The organism is Pseudomonas rubra (genome assembly GCF_028656935.1).
GTDB lineage: Bacteria > Pseudomonadota > Gammaproteobacteria > Pseudomonadales > Pseudomonadaceae > Aquipseudomonas > Aquipseudomonas rubra.
On record NZ_JAMDGZ010000030.1, the window covers coordinates 1 to 24,203 of the forward strand.

The 24,203-nt window shown below is 63.6% G+C and carries 25 protein-coding genes and 1 pseudogene; 13 read left to right on the forward strand and 13 right to left on the reverse strand.

Annotated features, from left to right (window positions below; genetic code table 11):
• Nucleotides 1–167: pseudogene (locus tag M5G17_RS14710) on the forward strand (IS110 family transposase); the annotation flags it as partial.
• A 53-nt stretch (nucleotides 168–220) separates the two neighbouring features.
• Here M5G17_RS14710 and M5G17_RS14715 read toward each other — a convergent pair.
• From M5G17_RS14715 to M5G17_RS14725, 3 genes are all read right to left on the reverse strand, one after another.
• Nucleotides 221–2,665: a TonB-dependent siderophore receptor gene (locus M5G17_RS14715; protein WP_273893622.1), complete on the reverse strand. Its 2,445-nt coding sequence runs from the start codon at nucleotides 2,663–2,665 to the stop codon at nucleotides 221–223.
• An 86-nt stretch (nucleotides 2,666–2,751) separates the two neighbouring features.
• On the reverse strand, nucleotides 2,752–3,735 hold the full coding sequence (locus tag M5G17_RS14720) for a FecR domain-containing protein (protein WP_273893623.1): 984 nt from the start codon (nucleotides 3,733–3,735) through the stop codon (nucleotides 2,752–2,754).
• On the reverse strand, nucleotides 3,732–4,238 hold the full coding sequence (locus M5G17_RS14725) for a sigma-70 family RNA polymerase sigma factor (protein WP_273893624.1): 507 nt from the start codon (nucleotides 4,236–4,238) through the stop codon (nucleotides 3,732–3,734). Before M5G17_RS14725 ends, M5G17_RS14720 begins: the two co-directional genes overlap by 4 nt.
• 163 nt (nucleotides 4,239–4,401) lie before the next feature.
• On the opposite strand from M5G17_RS14725, the gene M5G17_RS14730 reads away from it, so the two are divergent.
• Nucleotides 4,402–5,295: a GNAT family N-acetyltransferase gene (locus M5G17_RS14730; RefSeq protein ID WP_273893625.1), complete on the forward strand. Its 894-nt coding sequence runs from the start codon at nucleotides 4,402–4,404 to the stop codon at nucleotides 5,293–5,295.
• 5 nt (nucleotides 5,296–5,300) lie between these two features.
• On the opposite strand, the gene M5G17_RS14735 is transcribed toward M5G17_RS14730, so the two are convergent.
• Nucleotides 5,301–6,506 (reverse strand): NAD(P)/FAD-dependent oxidoreductase, encoded by a 1,206-nt coding sequence (locus M5G17_RS14735; protein WP_273893626.1) that lies wholly within the window; start codon nucleotides 6,504–6,506, stop codon nucleotides 5,301–5,303.
• Between the two features lie 173 nt (nucleotides 6,507–6,679).
• Between M5G17_RS14735 and M5G17_RS14740 the strand changes: the two genes are divergently transcribed.
• On the forward strand, nucleotides 6,680–7,189 hold the full coding sequence (locus tag M5G17_RS14740) for an RrF2 family transcriptional regulator (RefSeq protein WP_273893627.1): 510 nt from the start codon (nucleotides 6,680–6,682) through the stop codon (nucleotides 7,187–7,189).
• A gap of 9 nt (nucleotides 7,190–7,198) precedes the next feature.
• On the opposite strand, the gene M5G17_RS14745 is transcribed toward M5G17_RS14740, so the two are convergent.
• Nucleotides 7,199–7,795, reverse strand: a complete 597-nt coding sequence (locus M5G17_RS14745; protein WP_273893628.1) for an NAD(P)H-dependent oxidoreductase — start codon at nucleotides 7,793–7,795, stop codon at nucleotides 7,199–7,201.
• Nucleotides 7,796–7,885: 90 nt separating this feature from the next.
• On the opposite strand from M5G17_RS14745, the gene M5G17_RS14750 reads away from it, so the two are divergent.
• Nucleotides 7,886–8,476 (forward strand): TetR/AcrR family transcriptional regulator, encoded by a 591-nt coding sequence (locus tag M5G17_RS14750; RefSeq protein WP_273893629.1) that lies wholly within the window; start codon nucleotides 7,886–7,888, stop codon nucleotides 8,474–8,476.
• A gap of 28 nt (nucleotides 8,477–8,504) precedes the next feature.
• Here M5G17_RS14750 and M5G17_RS14755 read toward each other — a convergent pair whose 3' ends face one another.
• Nucleotides 8,505–9,119: a cell wall hydrolase gene (locus M5G17_RS14755; RefSeq protein WP_273893630.1), complete on the reverse strand. Its 615-nt coding sequence runs from the start codon at nucleotides 9,117–9,119 to the stop codon at nucleotides 8,505–8,507.
• 134 nt (nucleotides 9,120–9,253) lie between these two features.
• Between M5G17_RS14755 and M5G17_RS14760 the strand changes: the two genes are divergently transcribed.
• Nucleotides 9,254–10,105 carry a CAP domain-containing protein gene (locus M5G17_RS14760; RefSeq protein ID WP_273893631.1) on the forward strand — a complete coding sequence of 284 codons (852 nt, stop codon included), beginning with the start codon at nucleotides 9,254–9,256 and terminating at the stop codon, nucleotides 10,103–10,105.
• 6 nt (nucleotides 10,106–10,111) lie between these two features.
• On the opposite strand, the gene M5G17_RS14765 is transcribed toward M5G17_RS14760, so the two are convergent.
• Both M5G17_RS14765 and M5G17_RS14770 read right to left on the reverse strand, forming a co-directional pair.
• Nucleotides 10,112–11,554, reverse strand: a complete 1,443-nt coding sequence (locus M5G17_RS14765; RefSeq protein ID WP_273893632.1) for a SulP family inorganic anion transporter — start codon at nucleotides 11,552–11,554, stop codon at nucleotides 10,112–10,114.
• A 57-nt stretch (nucleotides 11,555–11,611) separates the two neighbouring features.
• Nucleotides 11,612–14,263 (reverse strand): excinuclease ABC subunit UvrA, encoded by a 2,652-nt coding sequence (locus tag M5G17_RS14770; protein WP_273893633.1) that lies wholly within the window; start codon nucleotides 14,261–14,263, stop codon nucleotides 11,612–11,614.
• Nucleotides 14,264–14,355: 92 nt separating this feature from the next.
• Between M5G17_RS14770 and M5G17_RS14775 the strand changes: the two genes are divergently transcribed.
• On the forward strand, nucleotides 14,356–14,700 hold the full coding sequence (locus tag M5G17_RS14775) for an SH3 domain-containing protein (protein ID WP_273893634.1): 345 nt from the start codon (nucleotides 14,356–14,358) through the stop codon (nucleotides 14,698–14,700).
• Nucleotides 14,701–14,815: 115 nt separating this feature from the next.
• Here M5G17_RS14775 and argC read toward each other — a convergent pair whose 3' ends face one another.
• On the reverse strand, nucleotides 14,816–15,748 hold the full coding sequence (gene argC, locus M5G17_RS14780) for an N-acetyl-gamma-glutamyl-phosphate reductase (RefSeq protein WP_273893635.1): 933 nt from the start codon (nucleotides 15,746–15,748) through the stop codon (nucleotides 14,816–14,818).
• 111 nt (nucleotides 15,749–15,859) lie between these two features.
• Here argC and M5G17_RS14785 point away from each other — a divergent pair, with 111 nt between their 5' ends.
• Nucleotides 15,860–16,750, forward strand: a complete 891-nt coding sequence (locus M5G17_RS14785) for a LysR family transcriptional regulator (RefSeq protein ID WP_273893636.1) — start codon at nucleotides 15,860–15,862, stop codon at nucleotides 16,748–16,750.
• On the opposite strand, the gene M5G17_RS14790 is transcribed toward M5G17_RS14785, so the two are convergent.
• From M5G17_RS14790 to M5G17_RS14800, 3 genes are all read right to left on the reverse strand, one after another.
• Entirely contained in the window at nucleotides 16,747–17,469 is a 723-nt protein-coding gene (locus M5G17_RS14790; RefSeq protein WP_273893637.1) for a GNAT family N-acetyltransferase, read from the reverse strand. The genes M5G17_RS14785 and M5G17_RS14790 overlap by 4 nt on opposite strands.
• 106 nt (nucleotides 17,470–17,575) lie before the next feature.
• The gene (locus M5G17_RS14795) at nucleotides 17,576–17,785 is read right to left on the reverse strand and encodes a tautomerase family protein (RefSeq protein ID WP_273893638.1); all 210 of its coding nucleotides are present in this window, start codon (nucleotides 17,783–17,785) and stop codon (nucleotides 17,576–17,578) included.
• A gap of 20 nt (nucleotides 17,786–17,805) precedes the next feature.
• A complete protein-coding gene (locus tag M5G17_RS14800; protein WP_273893639.1) occupies nucleotides 17,806–18,546 on the reverse strand; it encodes an SDR family NAD(P)-dependent oxidoreductase in 741 nt (246 codons plus the stop codon).
• A 125-nt stretch (nucleotides 18,547–18,671) separates the two neighbouring features.
• Here M5G17_RS14800 and M5G17_RS14805 point away from each other — a divergent pair, with 125 nt between their 5' ends.
• Both M5G17_RS14805 and yghX read left to right on the forward strand, forming a co-directional pair.
• A complete protein-coding gene (locus M5G17_RS14805; protein ID WP_273893640.1) occupies nucleotides 18,672–19,583 on the forward strand; it encodes a LysR family transcriptional regulator in 912 nt (303 codons plus the stop codon).
• A gap of 60 nt (nucleotides 19,584–19,643) precedes the next feature.
• Nucleotides 19,644–20,531, forward strand: a complete 888-nt coding sequence (yghX, locus tag M5G17_RS14810) for a YghX family hydrolase (protein WP_273893641.1) — start codon at nucleotides 19,644–19,646, stop codon at nucleotides 20,529–20,531.
• Between the two features lie 295 nt (nucleotides 20,532–20,826).
• Here yghX and M5G17_RS14815 read toward each other — a convergent pair whose 3' ends face one another.
• The gene (locus M5G17_RS14815) at nucleotides 20,827–21,162 is read right to left on the reverse strand and encodes a hypothetical protein (RefSeq protein ID WP_273893642.1); all 336 of its coding nucleotides are present in this window, start codon (nucleotides 21,160–21,162) and stop codon (nucleotides 20,827–20,829) included.
• A gap of 152 nt (nucleotides 21,163–21,314) precedes the next feature.
• On the opposite strand from M5G17_RS14815, the gene M5G17_RS14820 reads away from it, so the two are divergent.
• The 4 genes from M5G17_RS14820 (at nucleotide 21,315) to M5G17_RS14835 (ending at nucleotide 24,053) form a co-directional block, all read left to right on the forward strand.
• Nucleotides 21,315–22,070, forward strand: a complete 756-nt coding sequence (locus tag M5G17_RS14820) for an SDR family oxidoreductase (RefSeq protein WP_273893643.1) — start codon at nucleotides 21,315–21,317, stop codon at nucleotides 22,068–22,070.
• Nucleotides 22,071–22,092: 22 nt separating this feature from the next.
• Nucleotides 22,093–22,710, forward strand: a complete 618-nt coding sequence (locus M5G17_RS14825; protein WP_337993373.1) for a GNAT family N-acetyltransferase — start codon at nucleotides 22,093–22,095, stop codon at nucleotides 22,708–22,710.
• Between the two features lie 203 nt (nucleotides 22,711–22,913).
• The gene (locus M5G17_RS14830) at nucleotides 22,914–23,174 is read left to right on the forward strand and encodes a hypothetical protein (RefSeq protein WP_273893644.1); all 261 of its coding nucleotides are present in this window, start codon (nucleotides 22,914–22,916) and stop codon (nucleotides 23,172–23,174) included.
• Between the two features lie 138 nt (nucleotides 23,175–23,312).
• Nucleotides 23,313–24,053 carry a substrate-binding periplasmic protein gene (locus M5G17_RS14835; protein ID WP_273893645.1) on the forward strand — a complete coding sequence of 247 codons (741 nt, stop codon included), beginning with the start codon at nucleotides 23,313–23,315 and terminating at the stop codon, nucleotides 24,051–24,053.
• Nucleotides 24,054–24,203: the final 150 nt, after the last annotated feature.

Genomic DNA, 24,203 nt, shown 5'->3' on the forward strand with positions numbered 1-24,203 from the left:
CAGACGCCTGGAAAGGGCTGCACAAGCAGCATCTAAACAACGGTAAGGCGACGACTCAAGCACTGGTGATACTGGCCAGAAAACTCGCACGCGTGGCATTCGCCCTGATGAAAAATCAGGACGAATACGTCACCAAGGGCGGCAAATTGGCTTGCCCAAAACCATAGAATCTCCCACTGTAGGAGCGGGCTTGCCCCGCGATAGGGCCGATACGATCAACCTAGAACTGCGGCGTGTACTTCACGGTAAAGGTGAAGTTGCGCGGGTCGCCAAAGTTGTTGTTGCCGTTGAGCTGGTTGTAGGCTGCGACGTAGTAGTGTTTGTCGAACAGGTTGTTGGCGTTGAGCGCCAGGCCCACTTCCGGCGTCATCTGGTACGCCAGGCGCGCGCCCCACACTGCGTAGCCGGGCACATCGTAGGTGTGCTCGTAGCCCAGGGTATGGGTCTGCGCGGTGAAGCCCAGGCCAGTGCTGACCTTGCTCCAGTCACCCGGCAACTGATAGTTACCCCACATGCGCAGCATGTGCTTGGGCGTCCAGGTGCTGAACACCTTGCCCTTGTTGTCCGGGTCGTCGAGGTAGGTGGTGGTGTTGTAGGTGTAGCCGGCAAACAGCTGCAGGCCGCTGAGCACTTCGCCGCTGACTTCGGCCTCGACACCCTGGCTGCGCACCTTGCCCGAGGCCATCGAGCAGTACCAGTCATCGCAGGCAAAACCTGAAGCCAGGTCGGCGGTCGCGCGGTTTTCCTGGTCGTAGCGGAACACCGCCAGCGAGGTATTGACGCGGCCATCAAGCAGTTCGCCCTTGATGCCCACTTCGTAGTTGCTGCCGATGATCGGCTTGAGCGCCGCGTTGCCGACAGCGCGTTCGGTCTGTGGCACGAAGACGTCGGCGTAACTGGCGTACAACGACCATTCGCGGGAAAGGTCGTAAATGATACCGGCGTACGGGGTAACCTCGCCGCTTTCAGTCATGGTGCTGGTCGGGCTGGTCGAAGGGGCGCGGGTGATGGCGCTGTACATGGTGGAGTCATACTTGTAGTCGAACCAGCTGACCCGCGAACCCAGCACCAGGGTCAACGGTTCGGCCAGCTTGACCCGCCAGACGCCATACAAGCCTTTTTGGCTAACGTCGTAGCCGCCGCTGTAACCACGGCCGTTAGGCTTGTCGAGCAGGCTGTCGTAGCTGATATCCGGGCGGTTATGGTCGATACCGAAGATGTTGTCGGTGCTGTCGTTGAAGGTGCGCGCGTAACGGTCATCGGTGGTCAGCTTGGCGTAGTTGCCACCCAGGGTGACTTCCTGCTCAAGGTTGAAGGCGTCGAATTTGCCGACCACGTTCATGTCGACACCGACCTTGGTGGAGTCGAAATCGGTCACCCAGTCGGCATAGCTGACACCGCTGCCGTCGTAGTTGATGGCGTCGTCAACGGTTTGCACGCGCTGGTGGGTCGACTTGTTGGTCTCGCTCATGCGAACGGCGCCAACGTGGAATTTCCAGTCATCGTTGAAGCGGTGCTCAAGGTCGGCGTACAGGGTGGTAACGTCGATCTCCGAGTGGTTCCAGCGCGAACCGGTAAAGGTCGAACGCGACACATCCAGCCCGCTGCCATCGACATAACGCGGCAGCCCGCGCAGCATCGGCCGCGACTCGCCGTTGGACTGGCTGACCGCCAGGCCCAGGGTAGTGGCCTCGTTCAGGTCGAAGTCCAGTGCGCCGTACAGTGAGTGGGTCTTGCTCCAGGCATAGTCGATGAACGAGTCGCTCTGGTCCTCATCGGCAACGAAGCGTCCGCGCACGGTGCCGGCGTCGTTCAACGGGCCGCCGGCATCCAGTTGCAGGCCGTAGTGGTCCCAACTGCCGGCCTTGCCGGTGACGGTCACGGTAGGCGTGGCCTGGCCGCGCTTGCGCACCAGGTTGACGGAGCCGCCCGGGCTGCCGGTACCTTGCAACAGGCCTGAAGCGCCGCGCAGCACTTCCATGCGGTCGAAGAAGATCAGGTCCTGGGTCGCCCAGTTGCCCAGCGAGTAGGTGTTGCGCTGGATCGCCACACCGTCGTACTGCCAGTCGTCAATCTGAAAGCCGCGCGAAGAAATGATCAGACCCGGGCCCACGCCCTGCAGGCCGACCAGGCCGGTGGTCTGGTTGACGGCGTCTTTCAGGCTGACGATGTTCTGGTCGTCCATCTGCTGGCGGGTCATGACCGTTACTGACTGGGGGATTTCCTTGAGCGTATGGCTGCCCTTGGCAATGGTGGTCGCCCGCGCCGCATAGGAGCGGCTGCCCTCGGTGGTGGCGGGGTCGACACCGCTACCGCTGATGCTGGTGGCGCCCAGCTCCAGGGCGTTGCCGGCGTCGATGCGCGGCAGCACGCTGAAGTTGCCCTGTTCGGTGACCAGCAATTGCAGGCCGCTGCCGGCCAGGGCCTGTTGCATGGCCTGCACGGCGCTCATCCTGCCAACCACGGCCGGTGCCTGCTTGCCCTGTACCAGTGCAGGGTCCAGGGAAACGATGCGGCCGCTCTGGCTGGCGATGGCGTTGAGGGTGCTGGCCAGGGAGGCGGCTGGCAGGTTGAAGCTCAGGGACTGCTCCTGGGCCTGAACGGTGCTGGCCAGCGTGGCCAGGGCCACGGCGACAGGAAGGGCGTGGGACCAAGGGTTGAGCACGGAATTCTCCTGATTATGTTGGCGTGTCAGGAGATAGGTGCGATGAGAAATGAAAACCGGACACAAATACGAGTGATTTGCATAAATTATTTTTGTTGCGGGGTTTTCGTCCGAATCAGCGTCAGCCACGGGCTGTACTGATCGACCTTGACCGGCAGGGTTTCGGCCAGCGCCGCGAAGGCCCGTTGCGGCTCGTCCAGCGGGAACACCCCTTGCACACGCAGCCCGCGCACCTCGGGCTCGACCCGAACAATCCCGCGGTAGTAGGGGCGCAGCGCTTCGATCACCGCTTCAAGGGAATCATCCAGCACATTCAGACGCCCGCTGAGCCAGTCGGCGCGATGGCGCTCGCCATTGCCCAGGGCCTGGATACGTTCGCCCCCCAGCAGCGCGGCCTGGCCTTCTTGTACATCCAGCTCAAAGCCGTTGAACAAGCGCGCGCGTACCGAATGTTCGAGCACCACCAGACGCGTGGCCTCGGCCTCCTGGCTGACCAGAAAGCGCGTGCCCAGGGCGCGCATTTCGCCCTGGGCGCTGCGTACCCGCAACGGCCGCTGCGGGTCGGCGGCGACCTGGATGATCAGCTCGCCACGGCGCAGGATCAGCAACCGCTGCTGCGCATCGAAATGCAGGTCGACGGCGCTGCCGGCATTCAGGCTCAGGCGGCTGCCATCGGCCAGGGTGAAGTCCCGGCGTTCGCCCTTGGCCGTGCGCAAGTCGGCCAGCAGTGCTTCGCCCATCTCACTGCGCGCGCCCAGCCACAAGCCACCGCCAAGCACGCCAATACCGACGAAGGCACGTAACAACTCGCGCCGCGAGCCGTTGCCCTGCAGCAACAGTTGGCGCGCCTCACCGGCCTGGCCGGGGGCGCGGCGCTCGAAGTTGCGCACGGTCTGGCAGGCGCCGCCCAGGCGTTCTTGCAAGCGTGCCCAAGCCTGGGCGTGGGCCGGGTCACTGCCCAGCCACTGGCTGAAGTCGCTGTGCGCCTGGGCGTCGCAGTTGCCCGAACTCAAGCGCACCATCCAGTCGATGGCGGCTTCTGCGCTCGGGTCCAGGCGCTGTCGGTTCATGGCGTCAGCTCACTGAGGTAGCACTGGCTCAGGGCCTGTTTCATGTAGCGGCTGACGGTGCGCTCGGAGAGCTCGAGTTTGCGGGCGATATCGACGTAACTCATGCCGTCGAGCTGGCTGTAGAGGAAGGTGGCCTTGACGATCAGCGGCAGGCCGTCGAGCACCTGGTCGATGCTCACCAGCGCTTCGATCAGCAGCAGTTGTTCTTCAGGGGAGGGCGCCAGGGGCTCGGGCAGGGCCGACAAGCGTTCCAGGTAGGCCAGTTCCAGTTGCCGACGGCGGTGACGGTCAAAAATCAGCCGGCGGGCGATGGTCGACAGGTAGGCGCGCGGTTGCTGGATGCTCGCCGGGTCGACCTGGGCGGCTAGCATCTGGCAGAAGGTCTCGGCGGCGGTGTCTTCGGCGTCGGCGCGGTTGCGCAGGCGCTTGTGGATATGCTGCAGGAGCCAACGGTGATGGTCGCTGAAAAAGAAGCCCAGCTTGTGGGTGGAGGAGGTTGGCACCGGTTGGCGTTCCCGAAGGTGTGAGTGTGAATCGTTCTCAATATTACCTGTGCGGTAAGGCAAGGTGCAATCACTCGCTGCGACCGCCCTTTACAATTTTCCTACAGACTGGCCAAGGGCGCGGGAATAGGGTTGCGCTCAGGCACATAAAGGGAAAACAACCATGGAGCTGTTGCTCGCGGGCCAGACATTCACACTGTTGGAAGGCTTCAAGGACGATCCTCGGCTGCGTGCCAGTTTCAATGCCTTGACCCGGCAAACCTTCGAGTTCGATTTCGAGCAGTGGTACCAGGACGGCTACTGGGGGGAGGGCTATCAGCCCTGTGCGCTGGTCCATGATGGGCAGGTCGTGGCCAATATCGCGGTCAACCTGATGCACTTCGAGGTGCAGGGCAAGCCCCTGCGCTGCATCCAGATCGGTACTGTGATGGTCGCGCCGCAGTATCGCGGCAAAGGACTGAGCCGCGTGCTGCTGCAGCGGGTACTGGACCGGTGGCAGGGGCAGTGCGAGCTGATCTACCTGTTTGCCAATGACACGGTGCTGGACTACTACCCCAAGTTCGGTTTTCGCCGCGTGATCGAGCATGAGTACAGCGCAGCGAGAGTGGCGTCAGTGCGGCCTTGCAGCTTTAACACGGTGAACATGGACGATCCGCTTGAACGGCTGCGCTTCATCAGTGCAATCGACAGTGCCATACCCGCCGCACGCTTGGCGATGCGCAGTAATCCTGCGCAGACGATGTTCTATTGCACCTCGTTTTTCAAAGACTGCGTCCACTATTCGCCAGTGCTGCAGGCCTATGTGGTGATGGAAACCGTCGATGGCGTGATAACGCTCTACGAGGTGTTCGCCCGGCAAGCGCTCGATCTGCAAGCACTGATTGCAGAACTGAGTACACCCCAGACCACCGGGGTGGTGCTGGGGTTTACTCCGCTGGATGCAACCGGCTTCCAGGCGCAGCCGCTCGTGTCGGATGACAGCCTGTTCGTGCTCGGCCAGGACGGTCAGCGCATCGAGCGCGCCAGGCTGATGTTCCCGTTGCTGTCACACGCCTGAGGTGTTCAGGCCACGACTGGAATCAGCGGGTCGGCAGCGGCCAGGGCAATGGCGCGATCAGCCGCGGGCGGGTAGATCCATACCGAGTTGATCTGCTGCTTGAGGGTCTTGGCTTCATCCTTGATCAGTTTGACCTCACGCTCCCAGCCCTCGGTGTACACCGCGCCCCAGGCGCCCAGGTCCAGGCAGGTGACGTACTTGTGCTGACGATAGGGCACCGGCGCAACGCCCAGCAGGTCGGCGGCGACGTTGTTGCCCGAGTGCCGGCCCAGGGCAATGGCGTGCTGGCAGGTCATCAGGGCGTAGTTGCCGAGGTTGTCGGTGGCGGCGTAGGCCACGTCCCCGGTGGCGAACACATGGTTCTGGCCGATGACTTTAAGGTTGCCGTCGACGTGCAGGCGGCCATGGGCGTCGCGTTGGCCGGGCACCTGCTCGGTGAGCGCACTGGCCCGCACGCCGACGGTCCAGACCACGGTTTTCGCTTCGATGCGCTGACCATCGGCGAGGGTTACGCCATCGGCATCCACCGAGGCCACCGAGGCATTGACCCGCCACTCGACCCCTAGCGCAGCGCTGGCTTCGATGATTGCCGGGCTGATGCCTTCGCCCAGGGAGGCGCCGATCTTGCTGCCGCGATCAATGATGATCACCTTCACCTCAGCGTCCAGGCCCAGGGCCGCACGCAGGCGCGCGGGCATTTCGCTCGCCGTCTCGATGCCAGTAAAGCCGCCACCGGCCACCACCACGGTGTTGCGCGCTGCTGAAGCGGGCAGGTGCGCCAGTGCCTTGATGTGCTGCTCCAGGCGGCTGGCCGATTCGATCTGGTCGACGTCGAACGCATGTTCATCCAGCCCGGCCAGGTTTGGCCGGACCACGCCACTGCCGCTGGCCATGACCAGGCGATCGTAGTCCACCACCCGCTGCTGGCCCTGGCCATCGCGGTAGCCGACACGTTTGCCCGCCACGTCGATTTCGTGCGCCGCGCCCTGGATGAAGTTCACGCCCACGGCGGCAAACAGTTCGGCCAGCGGTGCCTTCATTTGCTCTACGTCGGTTTCGTAGAAGCGCGGGCGAATGCGCAGTTCGGCCTGGGGTGCGAGCACGCTGACGCTGACGTCGTTGCGCCCATGCAGGTTGAGCAGGCGCGTGGCACTCAGGGCGCTCCACATACCGCCGAAGCCGGCACCAATGATCAAAATGTGCTGTTGCATGTTCTGCTCCGAGAAAGAAGACGGGTGGGTTCCGGTCGCACCGGATAACTGCGACTCTATTGGTCGTAGTTAATTCATGCAAGTATTTTTTAGAGCAAGCATGAGAAGGCGCAGGTTTGCTGGCTGTCGGAGTAAACTGCTAGAATTGGCGACAAATTGAGTCGGAGATAGTTATGTCCCTGTATAGCGCCGGCGTCGAATACGGCTTGCACTGCCTGCTGTTTCTGGTCGACGACCTGGGCGAAAGCCGCGAAGCCAGCGTGCGTGACCTGGCCGAGTTGCAGGGGGTGCCGCACGAGTACCTGGCCAAGGTCTTTACCAAACTGGCCAAGGCCAAGCTGGTGGTGGCTACTGAAGGTGTGCGCGGTGGCTTCCGGCTGGCCCGGCCTGCGGACGAAATCACCGTGCTGGATATCGTCACGGCCATTGACGGGCACAAGGCGATTTTCGATTGCCGCGATGTGCGCGACCGCTGCGCGCTGTTCGAGGGTGCAGCGCCGGCCTGGGCCATCGACGGTACCTGCGCCATTCACGCGGTGATGCTCACCGCGCAAAAGCGCATGGAAGAGGCCCTGGCCCAACAGACCATTCTCGACCTGTCACGCCGTCTGGGGCGCAAGGCGCCGGCGGAGTTCTCCACCCAGGTGGTGAGGTGGATCAACGACCGGCGTGAGAGCAAGTAAGCCGCAGCTTCAGGCGGGCTCTGGCAGTTCAGCAAACAGCGTGCGACCGCGATCGAACATGCTGTGCAGGTGGGGGGCGGGGTCTGCGCTTTCGGACTCCAGCAGCAAGCTCGAGCTGAGCACCCGGGCGCCGCAATAATCGAAGATGCCGTGATCGATCTGGGTCTTCATGGCCTGCTCATAGCCATGTTTGGCGTAGGTTGCGGCATCGGCGCCGCCGACCCCGACCAGGTGCACATTGAGGTGCCGAAGCCTTTTGACCAGCGGCGCCTGGGGGCTGAAGTCGAAGGCCCAGCCATTGACGAAGACCCGATCGATCCAGCCCTTGAGCAGCGCCGGCATCGACCACCAATACACCGGATAGACCAGCATCAGGGCGTCGCTGCGGTCGATGCGCGCCTGCTCGGCGAGCACATCGGCAGGCGCTGCGGCGCCATGATGAACCGCGTGGTCGGCAGGGCCGAACAGCGGGTTGAAGCCTTCGGCGAACAGGTCGACGACCTCGGCTTTGTGGCCGTTGTGCGCCAGGCCTTCAGCCAGCTTGGCTGCCAGGCTATGGGTCAGTGAACTTGGATCATGATGAGCGACAACCACAAGTGCATGCATGGCAAGGACTCCTGCGAATTGCGGGGAAGGGGGCATAACTTGTATGCTGGCTATAAGTTACCTTTGGTAAGTTACTTTTGGTAGGTAAGCATGTCAAGCGATGCGCAACCGCGTCGGCGCCTGTCTCGGCAAGACCGTCAGCGGCAGCTGCTGGACGCAGCCTGGCGCCTGGTCCGCGAAGAGGGCAGCGAAGCCCTGAGCCTTGGGCGCCTGGCCGAGCTGGCCGGGGTCACCAAGCCGGTGGTGTATGACCATTTTGGCACCCGGGCGGGGCTGCTGGCGGCGCTCTATCAATCCTTTGATGAGCGCCAGACAGCGGTGATGGATGCCGCCCTGGCCGCCTGCGAGCCGACCCTTGAAAGTACCGCTGCGGTGATTGCCAGTGCCTACGTCGACTGTGTGTTGACCCAGGGCCGGGAAATCCCCGGGGTCATTGCCGCGCTGGCCGGCTCGCCGGAGCTTGAGCAGATCAAGCAGGCGTACGAGGCGGTGTTCATGGGCAAATGCCGGGCGCTGCTGGCGCCGTTCAGCGGCAGCGGTGAGATTGGCGTGGCGGGCTTGCGGGCGATGATCGGCGCGGCGCAGGCGTTGTCTCTTGCGGCAGCGAACGGTGAGATCACCGCGCAGCAGGCGCAGCGGGAGTTGTTCGAGAGCATCAGGGCGATGGTGCTACGCAGTTAAACTGCATCGCGACACGGGTGAGTGGGCGCTAGTGCGACTCGCCATTGCGCGGCTTGTAGAATAGAAACTCATGGGTCTCGGCTGTCCGGGCAAAGGTCTTCGACCAGTCCGGGCGCACGTGCCGGTCGTGGAAGTACAGTGCGCCACCGGTGCGGTCGGGCAGCTGTTTGTTCAGCGCCTTGCGGGCGATTTCCTTGGCCAGGGTGTAGCGCACCTCTTCCTGAACAGTGTCCGAGCGTCCATCACACCACCAGGAGAACTGGCAGGCACCGGTCTCCGAGCCCTGCTTGACCACGCCGCACACCGAGTCGGGAAAACCCTCGTGGCCGACGCGGTTCATCACCACATTGGCCACCGCCTCCATGTCTGCCGATTGGCCACCCTTGGATTCCCAATAGATACTGCGCGCAAGGCAGGTGATGGCATCATCCAGCGCCGCTGCACCGGCCGGGTCGACGGCCTGGACTTCGCTCTTGGTAATGGCTTGGGACTTGGGCGCGGGTGGGGCGTCGGGGTTGCTGGCGGCCTTTTGCTCCAGTACCTGGGCTTTGTCTTCGGCCACCTGGGCCTTGGGGTCTGCCGCCATCGACTGGGCGCCTGAGAGCACCAGTACCAGGCAGGTTACAATCGTCAGCAGGCGCATGCTCGAACCCTTGCGTGGCGAGGAAGTACAACTTCCCGTTACAGGGTCGACCGCGCAGTGCTCAAAACATTCCAGCTGTCGGACGACGGGCGACTTCGGGCATCATCTACGCAGTCGGTTAAAGGGAGATTTACATGCGTGCCATCTCATCCGTTATGCACCTGGCGGCGATCTCGCTGGGGCTGGCGTTTACCCTGACGGCCCAGGCCAGTGACGAGTCGCAGCTGGTCGAGTCGATCAATGCCTACCGTAGCCAGGCCCAGCGCTGCGGCGGGCAGGCCTCGATGGAGCTGCCGCCGCTGGCCAGCGATCCGCGCCTGGTATTGCCGGCCAACAGCGTGGGTGACTTGCGTGAGGCCCTGGCGCAGAAAAGCTACCCGATGGTCAACGTTCAGGCCATCAGCCTGTCCGGGCCACGGGATGCACAGTCGGCCATGAAAGCGGTGCAGGAGAGTTTCTGCCAGGTAGTGCTCGATCCGCAGTTCGTCGATGTCGGGGTCAGCCGCGAGGGCCGTGACTGGCGCATTGTCCTGGCGCGTCCGTTGCTGGCCGGACGCCTGGGTGACTGGCAGGCTGAAGGGCAGAAGGTCCTGGAGATGATCAACACGGCGCGCAGCCAGGCGCGCCAATGTGGCGGCCAGCCCTTCAATGCCACCACGCCGCTGGCCTGGAACGCTACCCTGGCCGGCGCCGCCGAAAGCCATACGCGGGCCATGGCCAACAACAATTTCTTCGACCACAAGGACCGCGACGGCCGCACCCCGGGGGATCGCGCCGAGCTTGCCGGCTATGCTGGCCAGAAGGTCGGCGAGAACATCGCGGCCGGGCAGGACACCCCGCGCAAGGTGGTCGATGGCTGGCTGGCCAGCCCCGGTCACTGCGCCAACCTGATGAATCCGCAGTTCAGCGAGCTGGGCGCCGCCTACGCGGTCGATCCCAAGAGTGATGCGGGGATCTACTGGACGGCGATGGTCGGCGCGCCATAAACCGGGTCAGTGCGCCTGTCCGGCGCGCTTGAGCAACTGCTTGCAGCGCGCGGACAGGTGCACCACGTGCAGGTGCTTGCCGTTGTTGCTGTAGCGTTCGCGCAGGGTCTTGAGCGCGGCAATCGCCGAGTAGTCGACCACGTTCAGGTGCCGGCAGTCGAGGGTCACTTTGTCCGGGTCATTGGCCGGGTCGAACTGGTTGAGGAACGGCGTGGTCGAGGCGAAGAACAAGGTGCCATGGACCTGGTAGAGTTTGCTGCCGTCGCTCTCGGTGTGGCTGTCGGCATACAGCTCGCGGGCCTGTTGCCAGGCAAAGTTGAGCGCGGCGATGACGATGCCGCACAGCACGGCGGTGGCAAGGTCGGTGAACACCGTCACCAGGGTCACGGCGATGATCGCCAGTACATCGTTGACCGGCACCTTGTGCAGCACCCGCAACGAAGCCCACGAGAAGGTCTGCTGGGCCACCACGAACATCACCCCGACCAACGCCGCCAGCGGAATGCGCTCGATCAGCGGTGACAAGAACAACACAAACATCAGGATCATCACCCCGGCAACCACCCCGGACAGCCGGCCACGGCCGCCGGAGCTCAGGTTGATCGCGGTCTGGCCGATCATCGCGCAACCGCCCATGCCGCCGAACAGCCCGCTGGTCATGTTGGCCACGCCCAGCGCCACGCATTCGCGATTGGGGTGGCCGCGGGTTTCGGTGATCTCGTCGGTGAGGTTGAGAGTCAGCAGGGTTTCCAGCAGGCCGACCAGGGCCATCAGCAGCGCGTAGGGGGCAATGACCTTGAGGGTTTCAAGGTTCCACGGTACTTGCGGCCAGCTCAAGGCCGGCAGGCCTCCGGCGATGTGGGCAAGGTCGCCCAGGGTACGAGTCGGCAGGTCGAGCAGGTAGACGCCTGCGCCGACACCGAGGATCGCGACCAAGGCCGGCGGCACGCTGCGGGTCAGGCGTGGCAGCAGATAGACGATGGCCATGGTCAGCGCCACCAGCCCCAGCATCAGGCCCAGCGGTGCGCCGCTGAGCCAGGCACCGTCGGCCTTGAAGTGCTCAAACTGGGCCAGGGCGATGATGATCGCCAGGCCGTTGACGAAACCGAGCATCACCGAATAAGGCACCATGCGCACCAGCTTGCCCAGGCGCAGCAGGCCGAAGGCGATCATGATCAGCCCGCCGAGCAACACCGTGGCCAGCAGGTACTGCACGCCGTGGCTGACCACCAGGGCGACGATGACCACCGCCATGGAGCCGGCCGCGCCGGAAATCATCCCAGGGCGGCCGCCGAACAAGGCGGTCAGGGTGCAGATGATGAAGGCGCCGTACAGGCCCATCAGCGGGTTGAGGTGGGCCACCAGGGCGAAGGCGATGCACTCGGGCACCAGGGCGAAGGCGGTGGTGAGTCCGGCCAGGACATCGGCGCGTAGCGGGGGTGTTCTCATGAGCGACCTGAAGAGCGGTCCGGCAGCAGGGTGCTGCCGGGGAAAAAGCGCAGGATGCTACGTAAATTGCTGGTCGCAAGCCAGCGCCCTGGCCAGGAATCCCGCCGTGCGGCTGTTGGCACAGGCCGCGACCTGCGCCGGCGGCCCGCACACCACCAGCTTGCCGCCGGCGTTGCCGGCCCCGGGGCCGATATCGATCACCCAGTCGCTCTGGGCCACCACGCGCATGTCGTGCTCGACCACGATCACCGTGTGCCCGGCCTCGACCAGGCGCTGCAGTTGCAGCAGCAAGCGGTCGATGTCCTGGGGGTGCAAGCCAGTGGTCGGCTCGTCCAGCACATACAGGCTGGCGCCACGGGCCAGGCGTTGCAACTCGGTGGCCAGCTTGATGCGCTGCGCTTCGCCGCCGGAGAGCTCGGTGGCCGGTTGGCCCAGGCGCAGATAGCCCAGGCCGATATCCTGCAGTACCCGCAGGGCGCGGTGCACGGCGGGCTGTTCGGCAAAACGCTGGCTGGCCTGGTCGACCGTCAATTGCAGTACCTGGGCGATGTTCAAACCCTGCCAGGTGATGGCCAGCGTATCGGGGTGGTAGCGATCGCCGTGGCAGGTCGGGCAGGGCGCATAGACGCTGGGCATGAACAGCAACTCGACACTGACAAAACCTTCGCCCTCGCAGGTCTGGCAGCGGCCCTTGGCGACGTTGAACGAGAACTGCCCGGCATCGAAGCCTTGCGCCTGGGCCTGGGGCGTTGCCGCGAACAGCTTGCGCACGTGGTCGAACAGGCCGGTGTAGGTGGCAAGGTTCGAGCGCGGGGTGCGGCCGATGGGCTTCTGGTCCACCGGTACCAGGCGCTGGATATGCTCAAGGCCGGCGCTGATCCAGCCGCCGCTGGCTGGCTCGGGTTGGTCCTCCAGGTTCTGCTCTTGCGCGTCGTCCTGGTTGCGGGCCCGGCCCAGGTGTTCGCCAAGCAGGTCAAGCAGCGCCTGGCTGACCAGGCTCGATTTACCCGAACCGGATACCCCGGTGACGGCGCTGAAGCAGCCGAGCGGGAAGGCCATGGCGAGCTGGTCAAGGTTGTTGCGGGTGATGCCTTCAAGTTGTAGCCATGCCTGGGGCGTGCGCGGTTCGCGAACCGCAGGTGGCTTTGGGTTGAACAGGTAGGTGCGAGTACGCGAGGCCTCGACTTTCGCCAGCCCCGCCGGCGGGCCACTGTACAGCACCTGGCCGCCGTGCTCGCCAGCATCCGGGCCGACGTCCACCAGCCAGTCGGCACGGCGCATGGTGTCCAGGTCATGCTCGACCACATACACCGAGTTGCCCGCCTGCTTGAGCCGTTGCAGGGCGTCGAACAGCGCCTCGCTGTCGGCCGGATGCAGTCCGGCCGAAGGTTCGTCGAGCACATAGATGACTCCGAACAACTGCGAGTTGAGCTGGGTGGCCAGGCGCAGGCGTTGCAGCTCGCCCGAAGACAGCGTCGGGGTGCTGCGCTCCAGGTCCAGGTAGCCCAGGCCCAGGTCGATCAGGGTGGTGATGCGCTCCAGCAGCTCGGCTGCGATGCGTTGCGCGGCCAGGCGCTTTTCCACCGACAGGTTGGGTGTGTGACGCACGTCCGCACCGCCCGCATGGGGGTTGTCGCCACGGGCTGCACGCTGCTCGCGGGCCTGGCGGGTTTGCGCGTGGCTGAGCACGGCACTGGCTTCATCAGGCTGCTTGAGGTAGTCGGCATTGGCCACGCGCTTGAGCAGTTCAGCCAGGTCCAGCAAGGGCAGGCGCGACAGCTCGGCGATGTCCTTGCCGGCGAAGGTCACCGTCAGCGCCTCGGCCTTCAGGCGCTTGCCAGCGCAAGCCGGACAGGGGCTGGCGCGCATGAACGCCGAGACGCGCTTGCGCATCAACGCGCTTTGCGAGTGGGTGAAGGTATGCAGTACGTAGCGCCGGGCACCGCTGAAGGTGCCCTGGTAACTGGGTTCGAGCTTGCGCTCGAGCGCCTGGCGGGTTTGCGCAGGCGTCATCCCTGCGTACACCGGTACGGTGGGGGTTTGTTCGGTGAACAGGATCCAGTCGCGCTGCTTCTGGGGCAACTCGCGCCAGGGGATGTCGACGTTATAGCCCAGGGTCACGAGGATGTCGCGCAGATTCTGCCCCTGCCAGGCCATGGGCCAGGCAGCCACCGCCCGTTCGCGGATAGTCAGCGACGGGTCGGGTACCATCGACGCCTCGCTGACATCAAAGACCCGGCCCAGGCCATGACACTCGGGGCAGGCGCCCTGCGGGGTATTGGCCGAGAAGTCTTCGGCGAACAGCATCGGCTGCTCGGCCGGGTAACTGCCGGCACGCGAATAGAGCATGCGGATCAGGCTCGACAGCGTGGTCACGCTGCCGACCGACGAGCGCGCGCTGGGTGTGCCGCGTTGCTGCTGCAGGGCCACTGCCGGTGGCAGGCCTTCGATCGAATCCACCGCTGGCACTCCGACCTGATCGATCAGGCGCCGCGCATAGGGTGCCACCGATTCGAAATAGCGGCGCTGGGCTTCGGCATACAGGGTCGAGAAGGCCAGCGACGACTTGCCCGAGCCCGACACGCCGGTGAACACCACCAGCGCATCGCGGGGAATATCGACATCGACGTTCTTCAGGTTGTGTTCGCGGGCCCCGCGCACCCGGACACAACCGGCGGCGTTGGCGGTGACTACTGGTTTGGCGCACATGACGATATTCTTCCCGGCTGAGCCCATCGCCTAAGCGGCAGAGCGCTCAGGATGGCGGCAGTGCCGCGGATTTTCAAATGGAGGTGAAGCCCGTGAAGTTTCTGGTAATCCAAGCACACCGAAGTGAATACCCCGAGCCGATTAGCTTTGCCAAGGGGGCGCCTCTTGGTATTGGCGAGCGTTACCAAGGTGACGAGGGTTGGGAGGACTGGTACCTGTGCAGCACACCCGGGCAACAGGATGGCTGGGTGCCGGGGCAGGTAATCGAGCGGCTGGGCGATGACCAGGGTATCGCCCTGGAAGACTACTGCGCCCGGGAGCTTGAGGTGGATCCGGGCGATTGCCTGGTGGGTGGCCGTCAGTTGAACGGGTGGGTGTGGTGTAGCCACGGGAGTGCGTCGGGCTGGGTGCCGTTGCGGGTGTTGCGCTTGCGATGAGGGGCCGCTTTGCGCCCCATCGCCGGCAAGGCCGGCTCCCACAGAGTGAGCACTGAGGTCCATTGTGGGAGCTGGCCTTGCCAGCGATGGGTTGCGTAGCAGCCCCAGTGCACTATCAGCCCATCGCCGCCAGCATCAGCTCAAGGTTCTGCACCGCCGCGCCCGAAGCGCCCTTGCCGAGGTTGTCGAACACGGCGCTCAGCAGCACCTGGCCATGCTGCTCATTGGCAAACACCGCCAGGTGCAGGTCGTTGCTGTCGTTGAGCGCTTGCGGGTCCAGTTGCACAGTTGATGCCCCCAGCTGCAGCGGCGCCACCTGCACATAGCGCGCGCCGTGGTAATGCTCGGCCAGGCATGCCTGCAGGCTCGCGGCAGTCACGCCTGCCGGCAGCAGCCGGGTCTGCAGGGCAATGGTCAGCACAATGCCTTGGCGGTAGCTGCCGTAGCTGGGCACGAACACCGGCCGTTGCGACAAGCCGGCATGCTGCTGGATCTCCGGCACATGCTTGTGATCCAGGTGCAAGCCATACACCAGCACGCCCTGGGCGTTGTCTGCATCGGGCCCTTCATGGCGCTCGACTGCCGCGCGGCCACCACCCGAATAACCCGACACCGCGTTCACGGTCAGCGGATAGTCCGCCGGCACCAACCCCGCGTGGACCAAAGGCCGCAGCAAGGCGATGGCACCGGTCGGGTAGCACCCCGGGTTGCTGACCCGCTTGGCCTGGGCAATGCGCTCGGCTTGCCCGTCATCAAGCTCCGGCAAGCCGTACACCCAGCCTGGCGTGGTGCGGTACGCGGAGCTGGCGTCGATCACCCGCACCTGCGGATTGACGATGGCCGCTACTGCTTCACGGGCGGCGTCGTCCGGCAGGCACAGGATCGCCACGTCGGCGCTGTTGATCGCTTCGGCGCGCAGCTGCGGGTTCTTGCGCTCGGCTGCTGGCAGGGTCAACAGGCGCACGTCGCTGCGCCCGTTCAGGCGGGCGTGGATCTGCAGGCCGGTGGTGCCTTGGTCGCCATCGATAAAGACTAGGGGCTGGTGCATGGGGGCTCTCGTGCAATCGCTACAAATGAGCAGTCATCTTCACGCGTGGCTGGACGAAATAAAATTTGAATATCATGATGATGATATTCATTTTTTCTGAACGTAAAGTCCATGCGTGAAATCAGCCTCGACCGCCTGCGTACCCTGGTGGTGATCGCCGACTTGGGCTCTTTTGCCCACGCGGCGCGGGTGCTCAACCTGGCCCCGCCTACGGTCAGCCTGCACATTGCCGACCTCGAAGCGCGTATCGGAGCACCGTTGCTGTCGCGTAAGCGCGGGCAGATCCGCCCCACGGCCATTGGCGAAACCCTGATCGAACGCGCCCGACGCCTGCTGGCCGATGCCGAACAGGCGCTGGATGATGTGCGGCGTCAGGTCCAGGGCCTGGCCGGGCGGGTGCGCCTAGGGGCATCGACCGGTGCCATCGCCCACTTGTTGCCCCAGGCATTGGACATCCTTGGGGTGCAGCATCCGGGCATCGATGTGCAGGTGCAGGTGCTGACGTCCAGCGAATCCCTGGCGCGCCTGCAGGACGGCAGCCTCGATATCGGCCTGGTGGCACTGCCGCAAGCGGCGATCAAGGGCCTGGAGATTCGCCCGTGGCGGCGCGACCCGATCATGGCCTTCATCCCCGCCAGCTGGTCACCTCCGGCGCGGATCAGCCCGGCCTGGCTGGCTAGCCGCGCGTTGATCCTCAACGACAGCAGCACCCAGCTGTCGCGGGTCACCAGCGAATGGTTTGCCAGCGCCGGCCTGCAACCGCCGGCGCGGATCCAGCTCAATTACAACGATGCGGTGAAAAGCCTGGTGGCGGCCGGCTATGGCGCCACCTTGCTGCCCCACGAATCGGCGGCACCGGAGCGCGACGGGCGCATCAGCATGCGCCCGCTGCGGCCTGGCCTGTGGCGGCACCTGGGGATCGCTTGCCGTCAGGGCGAGGTGGAGCAGGGCACTCAATACGTGCTGCAGGTGCTGATGAGCCAGGGTGCGAAGGCCCGCTAGACCAGCCGAACGCCGCGATTGCCTTCCAGCCAAGGGCCTTCGCCCAGGCGCTCAACAGCAAGGGCATGAGCCTTGCGGCTGAGTTGATCGAGATGACGGTCGCGCTGTTTTTCGGCATCGACCATGGCCCGCTTGCCGTGTTGCTTGAGCAGGTAGCTGTGAATCTGCTGCACTTCCAGGGTGCGGTAGATCGGCGCCACATCCAGTACTGCCGCAATCCCGGCGCTGGGCTCGGAGCGGGTGCTCATCAGCACCTGCGGGCCGCGCGCGCCGGTCACCTGAAAGCCCAGCGCCTCGAACACCGGCACCTTGCTGGCGACGCAGCCAAGCGCGGCATGGGGATAGCGTGCAGTCACCTGCGCCAGCATGGCGCGGGCGATACCCTGGCGACGCTGGCCGGCCTGCACGGCCAGATAGGCAACCGAGCACGCCTCAGGATCATCCTGCAGCGGCAGGTACAGCAGAAAGCCTGTGACCTGCTCGGGATCATCGAGGTCCATCGCCACGACCAGCTCGACCGGCATGCCACGCGATCCGTCCATGGCCTGCAGGTACAGGTGCACCTCGAAGCCGATACCGTACTGGTACAGGCTGTACAGCGGGTTGCTCGGCGGCAGGGCGACGCTGCTGATGTCGGTCAGGTTGTCGACGACCATCTGCAGGATCTGGCTCTTGATCGGCTCCGCTGGCGGGGTAAGGAAGTGGTGGAGGGCGGGCATCGGTAAGGGTGACTCCAGGCAAAAACGGCAATGGCGCAATTCTACCGTGCTGACCTGTCATCCGTCCCTTACCGACTGTGAGAGCAGGCTTGCTCCGCGAAACGGCCTAGCCCTTTTTCTCCCGTTGGCGCAGCGCCGTCACCGTCTGGCCAGCGACGCCCCAGTTATCGGTGTTCACTTCCTCGATCACCACAAAGGTCGACGACGGCGGTTTGTTCAGCACCCGCTCGAGCATCTGCGTGGTCTGTTCGATCAACTGCTGCTTTTGCTCGCGGGTGACGCCTTCGTCGGTCACGCGAATATGGACGTACGGCATGTGCATTCCCTCTGTGTGATTTACCAGGTACCCGTCGCCGAACCACCGTCGACGGCAATCACCGTGCCGGTGACAAACGTCGAGTCCGTCAGGTATAGCACGGCATCGACTACATCCTTGGGCGAGCCGAGCTGCCCGGTAGGCGCCAGGGCCTTGAGGGCCTCGCGGGTCTGCGGGTCATCGCCATGCAAGGGGGTGTCGATGATCCCCGGGGCCACGGCATTGACCTGTACCTGTGCTGGCGAAAGCTCCAGGGCCAGGGCCCGCACCGCCTGGTTGATACCACCCTTGATCAGCACCGGCAGCAGCGCCGGCACCTTGATGTTCGGTTGCAGGGCGATCGATGCGGTGATGTTGACGATGTGCCCGGTACCATTGTTGGCCATGTGCCGGGCTGCGGCCTGGGCTGGGTAGAAGAAACCCTTGAGGTTGGTGTCGACGATGGCGTCGACTTCGCTCTCGGTGTAGTCGCCCACCGGCTTGGCGATGAAAATCCCGGCGTTGTTGATCAGAATGTCGACCTTGCCGAAGGCTTCGATGGCCTGCTCGAACAGCTTGCGCGCCGTTTGCGGCTGGGCGATGTCGCCTTCGACCAACAGCAGGTTGGCCGGGTTGCCGAGCTTGGCGGCGGCCTCTTGCAAGCGGGCGAGGGTGCGGGCGTTGCCGACGACATTGTCGCCACGCTCAAGGTAGGCCTTGGCGATGGCAAAACCCAGGCCGCTCGAAGCGCCGGTTACGATGACAGTCTTGGCGGTGTGCATGGTCAGTCTCCACTGGCCCAGGCGGAGTGCCGGGCACGTGAGATAAACTTTAATTTGCAATTACCTATTGAAAAATGGTGTGCATGGAATTTGAATTGATACTTCACGTAATCAATTGAGCCGCCATGACCCGTCACTTCGATGACCTTCAACTGGGCAGTATCGAGCTGTTCTGCCTGGCCGCCGAAACCGGCAGCTTCACTGGCGCCGCGACCCAGGCTGGGGTTACCCCGGCCGCGGTCAGCCGTTCGGTGGCGCGCCTGGAAGAGCGCCTGGGTGTACGCCTGTTCGTGCGCACCACCCGGCAGATGCGCCTGACCGACGGCGGGCGCAGCTACTACCAGCAATGCCGCCAGGCCCTGAGCCAACTGGTGGAGGCCGAGCGCGCGGTCAGCGGCGGCCAGGCGGTGCCGTCCGGGCTGGTGCGTATCAGCGTGCCGACGCCCTATGCTCACTATCGTTTGCTGCCCAGGCTTGCGACGTTTCGCCAGCGCTATCCACAGGTGCAGATCGACATGCACGTCAGCAACCGCAACATCGACTTTGCCGACGAAGGCTACGACCTGGCCATTCGCGGCCGCGAGCCTGCCGACTCCAGCCTGATCGCCCGCCGCCTGGAAGACGCCGAGCTGGTCATCGTGGCGACGCCCGAGTATCTGCAGGCCGCGGGCACACCGCAGATGCCGCAGGACCTGGCGACTCACGAATGCATTCAGTTCGAGTTGCCCAGCAGCGGGCGCAAGGTACCTTGGTCGTTCAAGGTCCAGGGCAAGCATGTGGAGCTGGAAGTGAGCGGCAGCATCACCTGCCTGGAGGACTTCCTGGCCACCGCCACCCTGGTCAAGAGCGGGGCAGGGTTGATGCAGGCGTACCGCTTTACCGTGCAGCAGGAACTCGACAGTGGCCAGTTGCTGGAAGTGCTGGCGCCCTATGGCGGTACTTCTCGGCCGTTCATCCTGCTTTACCCCCACGCCCGGCATGTGCCGTTGCGGGTCAAGGCGCTGATTGACTTTTTGCTACAGGGCAATACGTGCTAATGCCTCAGGTGCCGGGCCTACTATGCTTGTGTTCCATTGCCCCTGCCTGCGAGCACCGCCATGGACCGCCTTAGCGCTAAAGACTTCGCCCCCGAACTGCTCGAGCTTTATGACTACTACGCCCATGGGTTGATCAACCGTCGCGAGTTTCTCGACCGTGCGGCGGCCTTCACCGTGGCCGGTCTGTCCGCAGGCGCCATGCTGGCGGCGCTCAGCCCGAACTACGCCCTGGCCGAGCAGGTGGCATTCACCGATCCGGACATTCTCGCCGAGTATGTCGACTATCCCTCGGCCAAGGGCCATGGCCAGGTGCGTGCTTACCTGGTGCGTCCGGCCAAGGCTGCGGGCAAGGTCCCGGGTGTGGTGGTCGTGCACGAAAACCGTGGCCTCAATCCCTACATCGAAGACGTTGTCCGGCGCCTGGCCAAGGCCGGTTTCGTTGCCCTGGCCCCCGACGGTTTGAGTTCGCTTGGCGGATACCCAGGCAATGACGAGAAGGGCAAGGAGCTGCAGGCCAAGGTCGATCCGACCAAGCTGATGAACGATTTTTTCGCGGCCATCGAATGGCTGGTCAAGCATGATGCAACCACCGGCAAGGTTGGTATCACCGGTTTTTGCTATGGCGGCGGGGTGGCCAATGCGGCAGCCGTGGCTTATCCGGAACTGGGCGCCGCAGTGCCGTTTTATGGGCGCCAGGCTGATGCTGCGGATGTTCCCAGGATCAAGGCGCCGCTGCTGTTGCATTACGGCGAGTTGGATACCCGCATCAATGAAGGGTGGCCGGCGTATGAGCAGGCGCTGAAGGCTGCGGGCAAGATCTACGAGGTCTATTTCTACCCCGGTGCCAACCATGGTTTTCACAACGATTCGACACCGCGCTACGACGAAGCGGCGGCCAACCTTGCGTGGGACAGGACCCTGGCATGGTTTCGCAGATACCTGGCTTGAGGGCCTCGTCGCGGCACAGGGTTAATTAGGCCGCCAAGCTGACAACGCCGATCTCATAGGCCATGGCACGTTGCGACAAATGTGGGAGCGGGTCTTGCCCGCGATGCGCCGCGCGGGCGGCGCTCGATCTCAGGTGCGCAACAAGCTTTGTGGCGTACACCTGGCAGGCTTTACCCCATCTCAAGTCCCGCACCTTTACACCATCACCCAATCGAGAGATGTGTAGACACCTATGCCCATCGCGGGTCAAGCCCGCTCCCACCGGCTCTGGCGGGCTTGTCCCGCGATCCAGGGGTTACTGAACGTTGTTCAGTTTGACCACATCACCCGAGACGCGGGTGGTGTAACCGGTCAGCACCCAGGCCCAGAACCAGTTTTCCTGAACCTGGGTGTTGATCATCGCGTCGCCGCCCTTGGCATTGATCGCGGCATTCTGCGCGCGCACAAAGCGGCTGTTCTGACGAACCGGAATGATGCCCAGGACCAACAGGCCGGTGGCGCTCGCTTCGCTGTGGCCGATCACGGTGTACTGGTCGGCGTTGTAGTGCTGGGTTTTCATCGGGGCGCCGGTGCAACCTGCCAGGGCCAGGACGAACAGGCCGGAGGCGATAACTTTGCTCAGGTTCTTCACTGCATAACTCCGTAGACAATTAGCCCGGGATCCATCTCTCGAGCGGCGCGTACTGTACCGGATCAGCCACGATGACGCTCGTCCGCTGGCCTGCGGGCTGCCGTTGCTCGGCGTAAAATAGAGGGCTGCCACACGCCCCGGGAGCAGCAGCCATGAAAATCGTCGTGATCGGTGGTACCGGCCTGATCGGCACCCAGCTGTGCAACAACCTGCGCGCAAACGGCCACAAGGTACTCGCCGCCTCGCCCAGGACCGGGGTCGACACCCTCACCGGCGAAGGCCTGGAACAAGCGCTGCAGGGCACCGATGTAGTGGTCGATGTAGCCAACTCGCCGTCGTTCGAAGACGCCGCCGTGCTGGCGTTCTTCCAGACTTCAGGGCATAACCTGCTGGCGGCGGAACGGGCCGCCGGGGTCCGTCACCACATCGCCCTGTCGGTGGTGGGTACCGAGCGCATGCAGGTCAGTGGCTACTTTCGCGCCAAGCTGGCCCAGGAGGCACTGATCAAGGCCTCGGGTATGCCCTATACCATCCTGCGCGCTACCCAGTTTTTCGAGTTCATGGGGGCGATCGCTTATTCCGGTGCGGACGGCAACTGTGTACGCCTGACCAGCGCCGCTCTGCAACCGGTGGCCTCGGCTGACGTGGCTTTGACCCTGGCCAACCTCGTCGAGCAAGCACCGGCCAACCGCACCCTTGAAGTCGCTGGCCCCGAGCGCCTGCCGCTGGCCGACTTCATACGCAGCTACCTTGCGCACAATCAGGATGCCAGGGAAGTGATCAGCGACCCTGCAGCCACCTATTTCGGGGCGTTGATCGACGATCGTTCGCTGACCCCGGATGCCGATGCCGTTGTCGGTTCGCTGCACTTTCAGACCTGGTTGAAAACTACCGCTGTGCAACGTTGATTCGGTTGATCAGGAGAGTGACATGAGCATCCCGTTCTTGCTCGTGCTGCTACCCGTGCTGGGCATTGCCCAGGTTCAGGCCGACATCCACACCGTCGGGCGCGTTGAGTGTTGCTATAGCTGGCTTACCAGCGTGAACACATTGCACACTGTCGTCCCGCCCCTGTCTCAAGGACACGAGATCATGACCCTGCACATTCGCCCCGCCACAGCTGACGATGCCAACGCCATCAGCACGGTGATCATTCGTTCCTTGCGCCAGACCAACGCCGCCGACTATTCAGCGGCGCTGATCGCCCAGATCGAGGACAACTTTACCCCAGTGCGAGTATTGGCCTTGCTTGAACAACGCCAGGTGCTGGTGGCATTGGTCGACCAGCAAGTCGTTGCCACGGCCAGTCTGCAGGGCAATGTAGTGCGCAGCGTATTTGTGGCGCCTGAGATGCAAGGCCGGGGCCTGGGGCGTGCGCTGATGCAGGCAGTCGAAGCCCTGGCGCAGCAGTCAGGGCAGGTGCTGTTGCGCATTCCGTCATCGATTACCGCTCAAGGGTTTTATGCCCGGCTGGGGTATGTCCAGGTCCGTGAGGTGATGGAAGGGGCGGAGCGGATCATTGTTATGGAACGCGCTTTGCGCAGCTGAATTCGAGCACAAACTCCGTACGCGAAGCAGTTTTTAATGTGAGCGGTGTACCGGCACACCTGGCATTTCTGTCAGGTGACACTGTTTTATTCAATCACTAGCATCACGGTGCCAAGGTGCTTGGTGGTAGGCGGTCAACAAGGGTTTCAGGCACCGGGCAAAAACTTTATCGGTAATTCGCCTTTGTGCAGGAGCGCAAGTTTATGAACCTCTCCAGAAAAGTAATGTTGGTATGCGCAGTGATCGTGATGACCTCGCCGTTGGCAGGCTGGGCTGAAACTAAAAAAGACTATGAATGTCGGTACAGTAAAGGGACAGACAGTCCAGCCGATGACGCGGCATACGATATTTATCAAGCGTCGAGTGCTGAGGAAGCTAAAGCGCAAGCGGAAAGGGACCCAGCTAACGCGAAGCACAAAGATCAAGGCATCACAGTAACATGTCATGAGGTGTCCGAAGAGTAATCCCCGCGATATCTGTAGTGGCCTTTGACAAGGCTACTGCAGGTACGAACGCCTACCTCATGCAGCGCTAGCAGGCGAATATAATCACTGCTAATTGACCACGCTAAACATCGCCGCCTACCTCCCGAGATCGATTACATGAAGCTGTTCGCCGCCTGCCTGCTGGCGTGCCTGCCCCTCGGCACCATTGCCGCCGAATTGCGCCTGCTGACCGACAACCATCCGCCGCTGCACTTTCAACAAGGCAATGAGTTGACCGGGTTTGCGGTGGATGTGGTCCGCCGTCTTGGCCAGGCTACGGGTGATGACGTGCGGCTTGAGCGGCTGCCGCTGCTGCGTGCCTTGAGAGAGGCGCAAAGCGATGAGGACACCGCGGTCTTCACCGTCTTGCGCACCCCCGAACGGGAGGCCAGTTATCAATGGGTAGGGCCATTGCTGGAGGTGGAGACCGCGTTGTACGCCGCTCCCGACAGTACGCTGGCGATAGGCGATTTACAGCAAGCGGCGGGCGTGCGGCATATCGTGGTGCCGCGCAAATGGCAGGCTTACCGGGACCTGAAAGCGCAGGGGCTGGGCAATCTGTATGGGGTCGACACACCCGAGCAGATGATGCGCCTGCTGGCCCTGGGGCGTGCCGATCTGGTGGCGGTCGATAACCTCAGTGTCGCCACCCTGGCACAGGCGGCGGGCCTTGGGCCGCTGCGCTACCAGATGCCATTGCGTCGTCAGGGGGCCTATATCGCCTTCTCGCCACAGACCAATCAGCAGCGTGTGCTGCGCTGGCAACAGGCGCTGGAGCGCATGCGCGCCGATGGCCAGTTGCAGCGGTTGCAGCAGCGCTGGTTGAACGCGCCGACGACATCGTCGGCCGGCCAGTAGCGATTGCTGATGAAGGTTTATCGCGGCAAACCCACAGGGTAGAAAGCTGCGGGCTTGTCCCGCGATAGCACTTGACAGCCAACCCCCATCTCGTTTCCAATCCGCACCCTCAGATCCACCCCTCATTATTTAGGTGAAGCCAGTGCCCCA

Bases quoted from the DNA above. Each gene is read 5' to 3' on its own strand.
- M5G17_RS14720 (WP_273893623.1), bottom strand. From the start codon at position 3,735: ATGAACCGACAGCGCCTGGACCCGAGCGCAGAAGCCGCCATCGACTGG.
- M5G17_RS14730 (WP_273893625.1), top strand. From the start codon at position 4,402: ATGGAGCTGTTGCTCGCGGGCCAGACATTCACACTGTTGGAAGGCTTC.
- M5G17_RS14735 (WP_273893626.1), bottom strand. From the start codon at position 6,506: ATGCAACAGCACATTTTGATCATTGGTGCCGGCTTCGGCGGTATGTGG.
- M5G17_RS14740 (WP_273893627.1), top strand. From the start codon at position 6,680: ATGTCCCTGTATAGCGCCGGCGTCGAATACGGCTTGCACTGCCTGCTG.
- M5G17_RS14745 (WP_273893628.1), bottom strand. From the start codon at position 7,795: ATGCATGCACTTGTGGTTGTCGCTCATCATGATCCAAGTTCACTGACC.
- M5G17_RS14750 (WP_273893629.1), top strand. From the start codon at position 7,886: ATGTCAAGCGATGCGCAACCGCGTCGGCGCCTGTCTCGGCAAGACCGT.
- M5G17_RS14755 (WP_273893630.1), bottom strand. From the start codon at position 9,119: ATGCGCCTGCTGACGATTGTAACCTGCCTGGTACTGGTGCTCTCAGGC.
- M5G17_RS14760 (WP_273893631.1), top strand. From the start codon at position 9,254: ATGCGTGCCATCTCATCCGTTATGCACCTGGCGGCGATCTCGCTGGGG.
- M5G17_RS14765 (WP_273893632.1), bottom strand. From the start codon at position 11,554: ATGAGAACACCCCCGCTACGCGCCGATGTCCTGGCCGGACTCACCACC.
- M5G17_RS14770 (WP_273893633.1), bottom strand. From the start codon at position 14,263: ATGTGCGCCAAACCAGTAGTCACCGCCAACGCCGCCGGTTGTGTCCGG.
- argC (WP_273893635.1), bottom strand. From the start codon at position 15,748: ATGCACCAGCCCCTAGTCTTTATCGATGGCGACCAAGGCACCACCGGC.
- M5G17_RS14785 (WP_273893636.1), top strand. From the start codon at position 15,860: ATGCGTGAAATCAGCCTCGACCGCCTGCGTACCCTGGTGGTGATCGCC.
- M5G17_RS14790 (WP_273893637.1), bottom strand. From the start codon at position 17,469: ATGCCCGCCCTCCACCACTTCCTTACCCCGCCAGCGGAGCCGATCAAG.
- M5G17_RS14795 (WP_273893638.1), bottom strand. From the start codon at position 17,785: ATGCCGTACGTCCATATTCGCGTGACCGACGAAGGCGTCACCCGCGAG.
- M5G17_RS14800 (WP_273893639.1), bottom strand. From the start codon at position 18,546: ATGCACACCGCCAAGACTGTCATCGTAACCGGCGCTTCGAGCGGCCTG.
- M5G17_RS14805 (WP_273893640.1), top strand. From the start codon at position 18,672: ATGACCCGTCACTTCGATGACCTTCAACTGGGCAGTATCGAGCTGTTC.
- yghX (WP_273893641.1), top strand. From the start codon at position 19,644: ATGGACCGCCTTAGCGCTAAAGACTTCGCCCCCGAACTGCTCGAGCTT.
- M5G17_RS14820 (WP_273893643.1), top strand. From the start codon at position 21,315: ATGAAAATCGTCGTGATCGGTGGTACCGGCCTGATCGGCACCCAGCTG.
- M5G17_RS14825 (WP_337993373.1), top strand. From the start codon at position 22,093: ATGAGCATCCCGTTCTTGCTCGTGCTGCTACCCGTGCTGGGCATTGCC.
- M5G17_RS14830 (WP_273893644.1), top strand. From the start codon at position 22,914: ATGAACCTCTCCAGAAAAGTAATGTTGGTATGCGCAGTGATCGTGATG.
- M5G17_RS14835 (WP_273893645.1), top strand. From the start codon at position 23,313: ATGAAGCTGTTCGCCGCCTGCCTGCTGGCGTGCCTGCCCCTCGGCACC.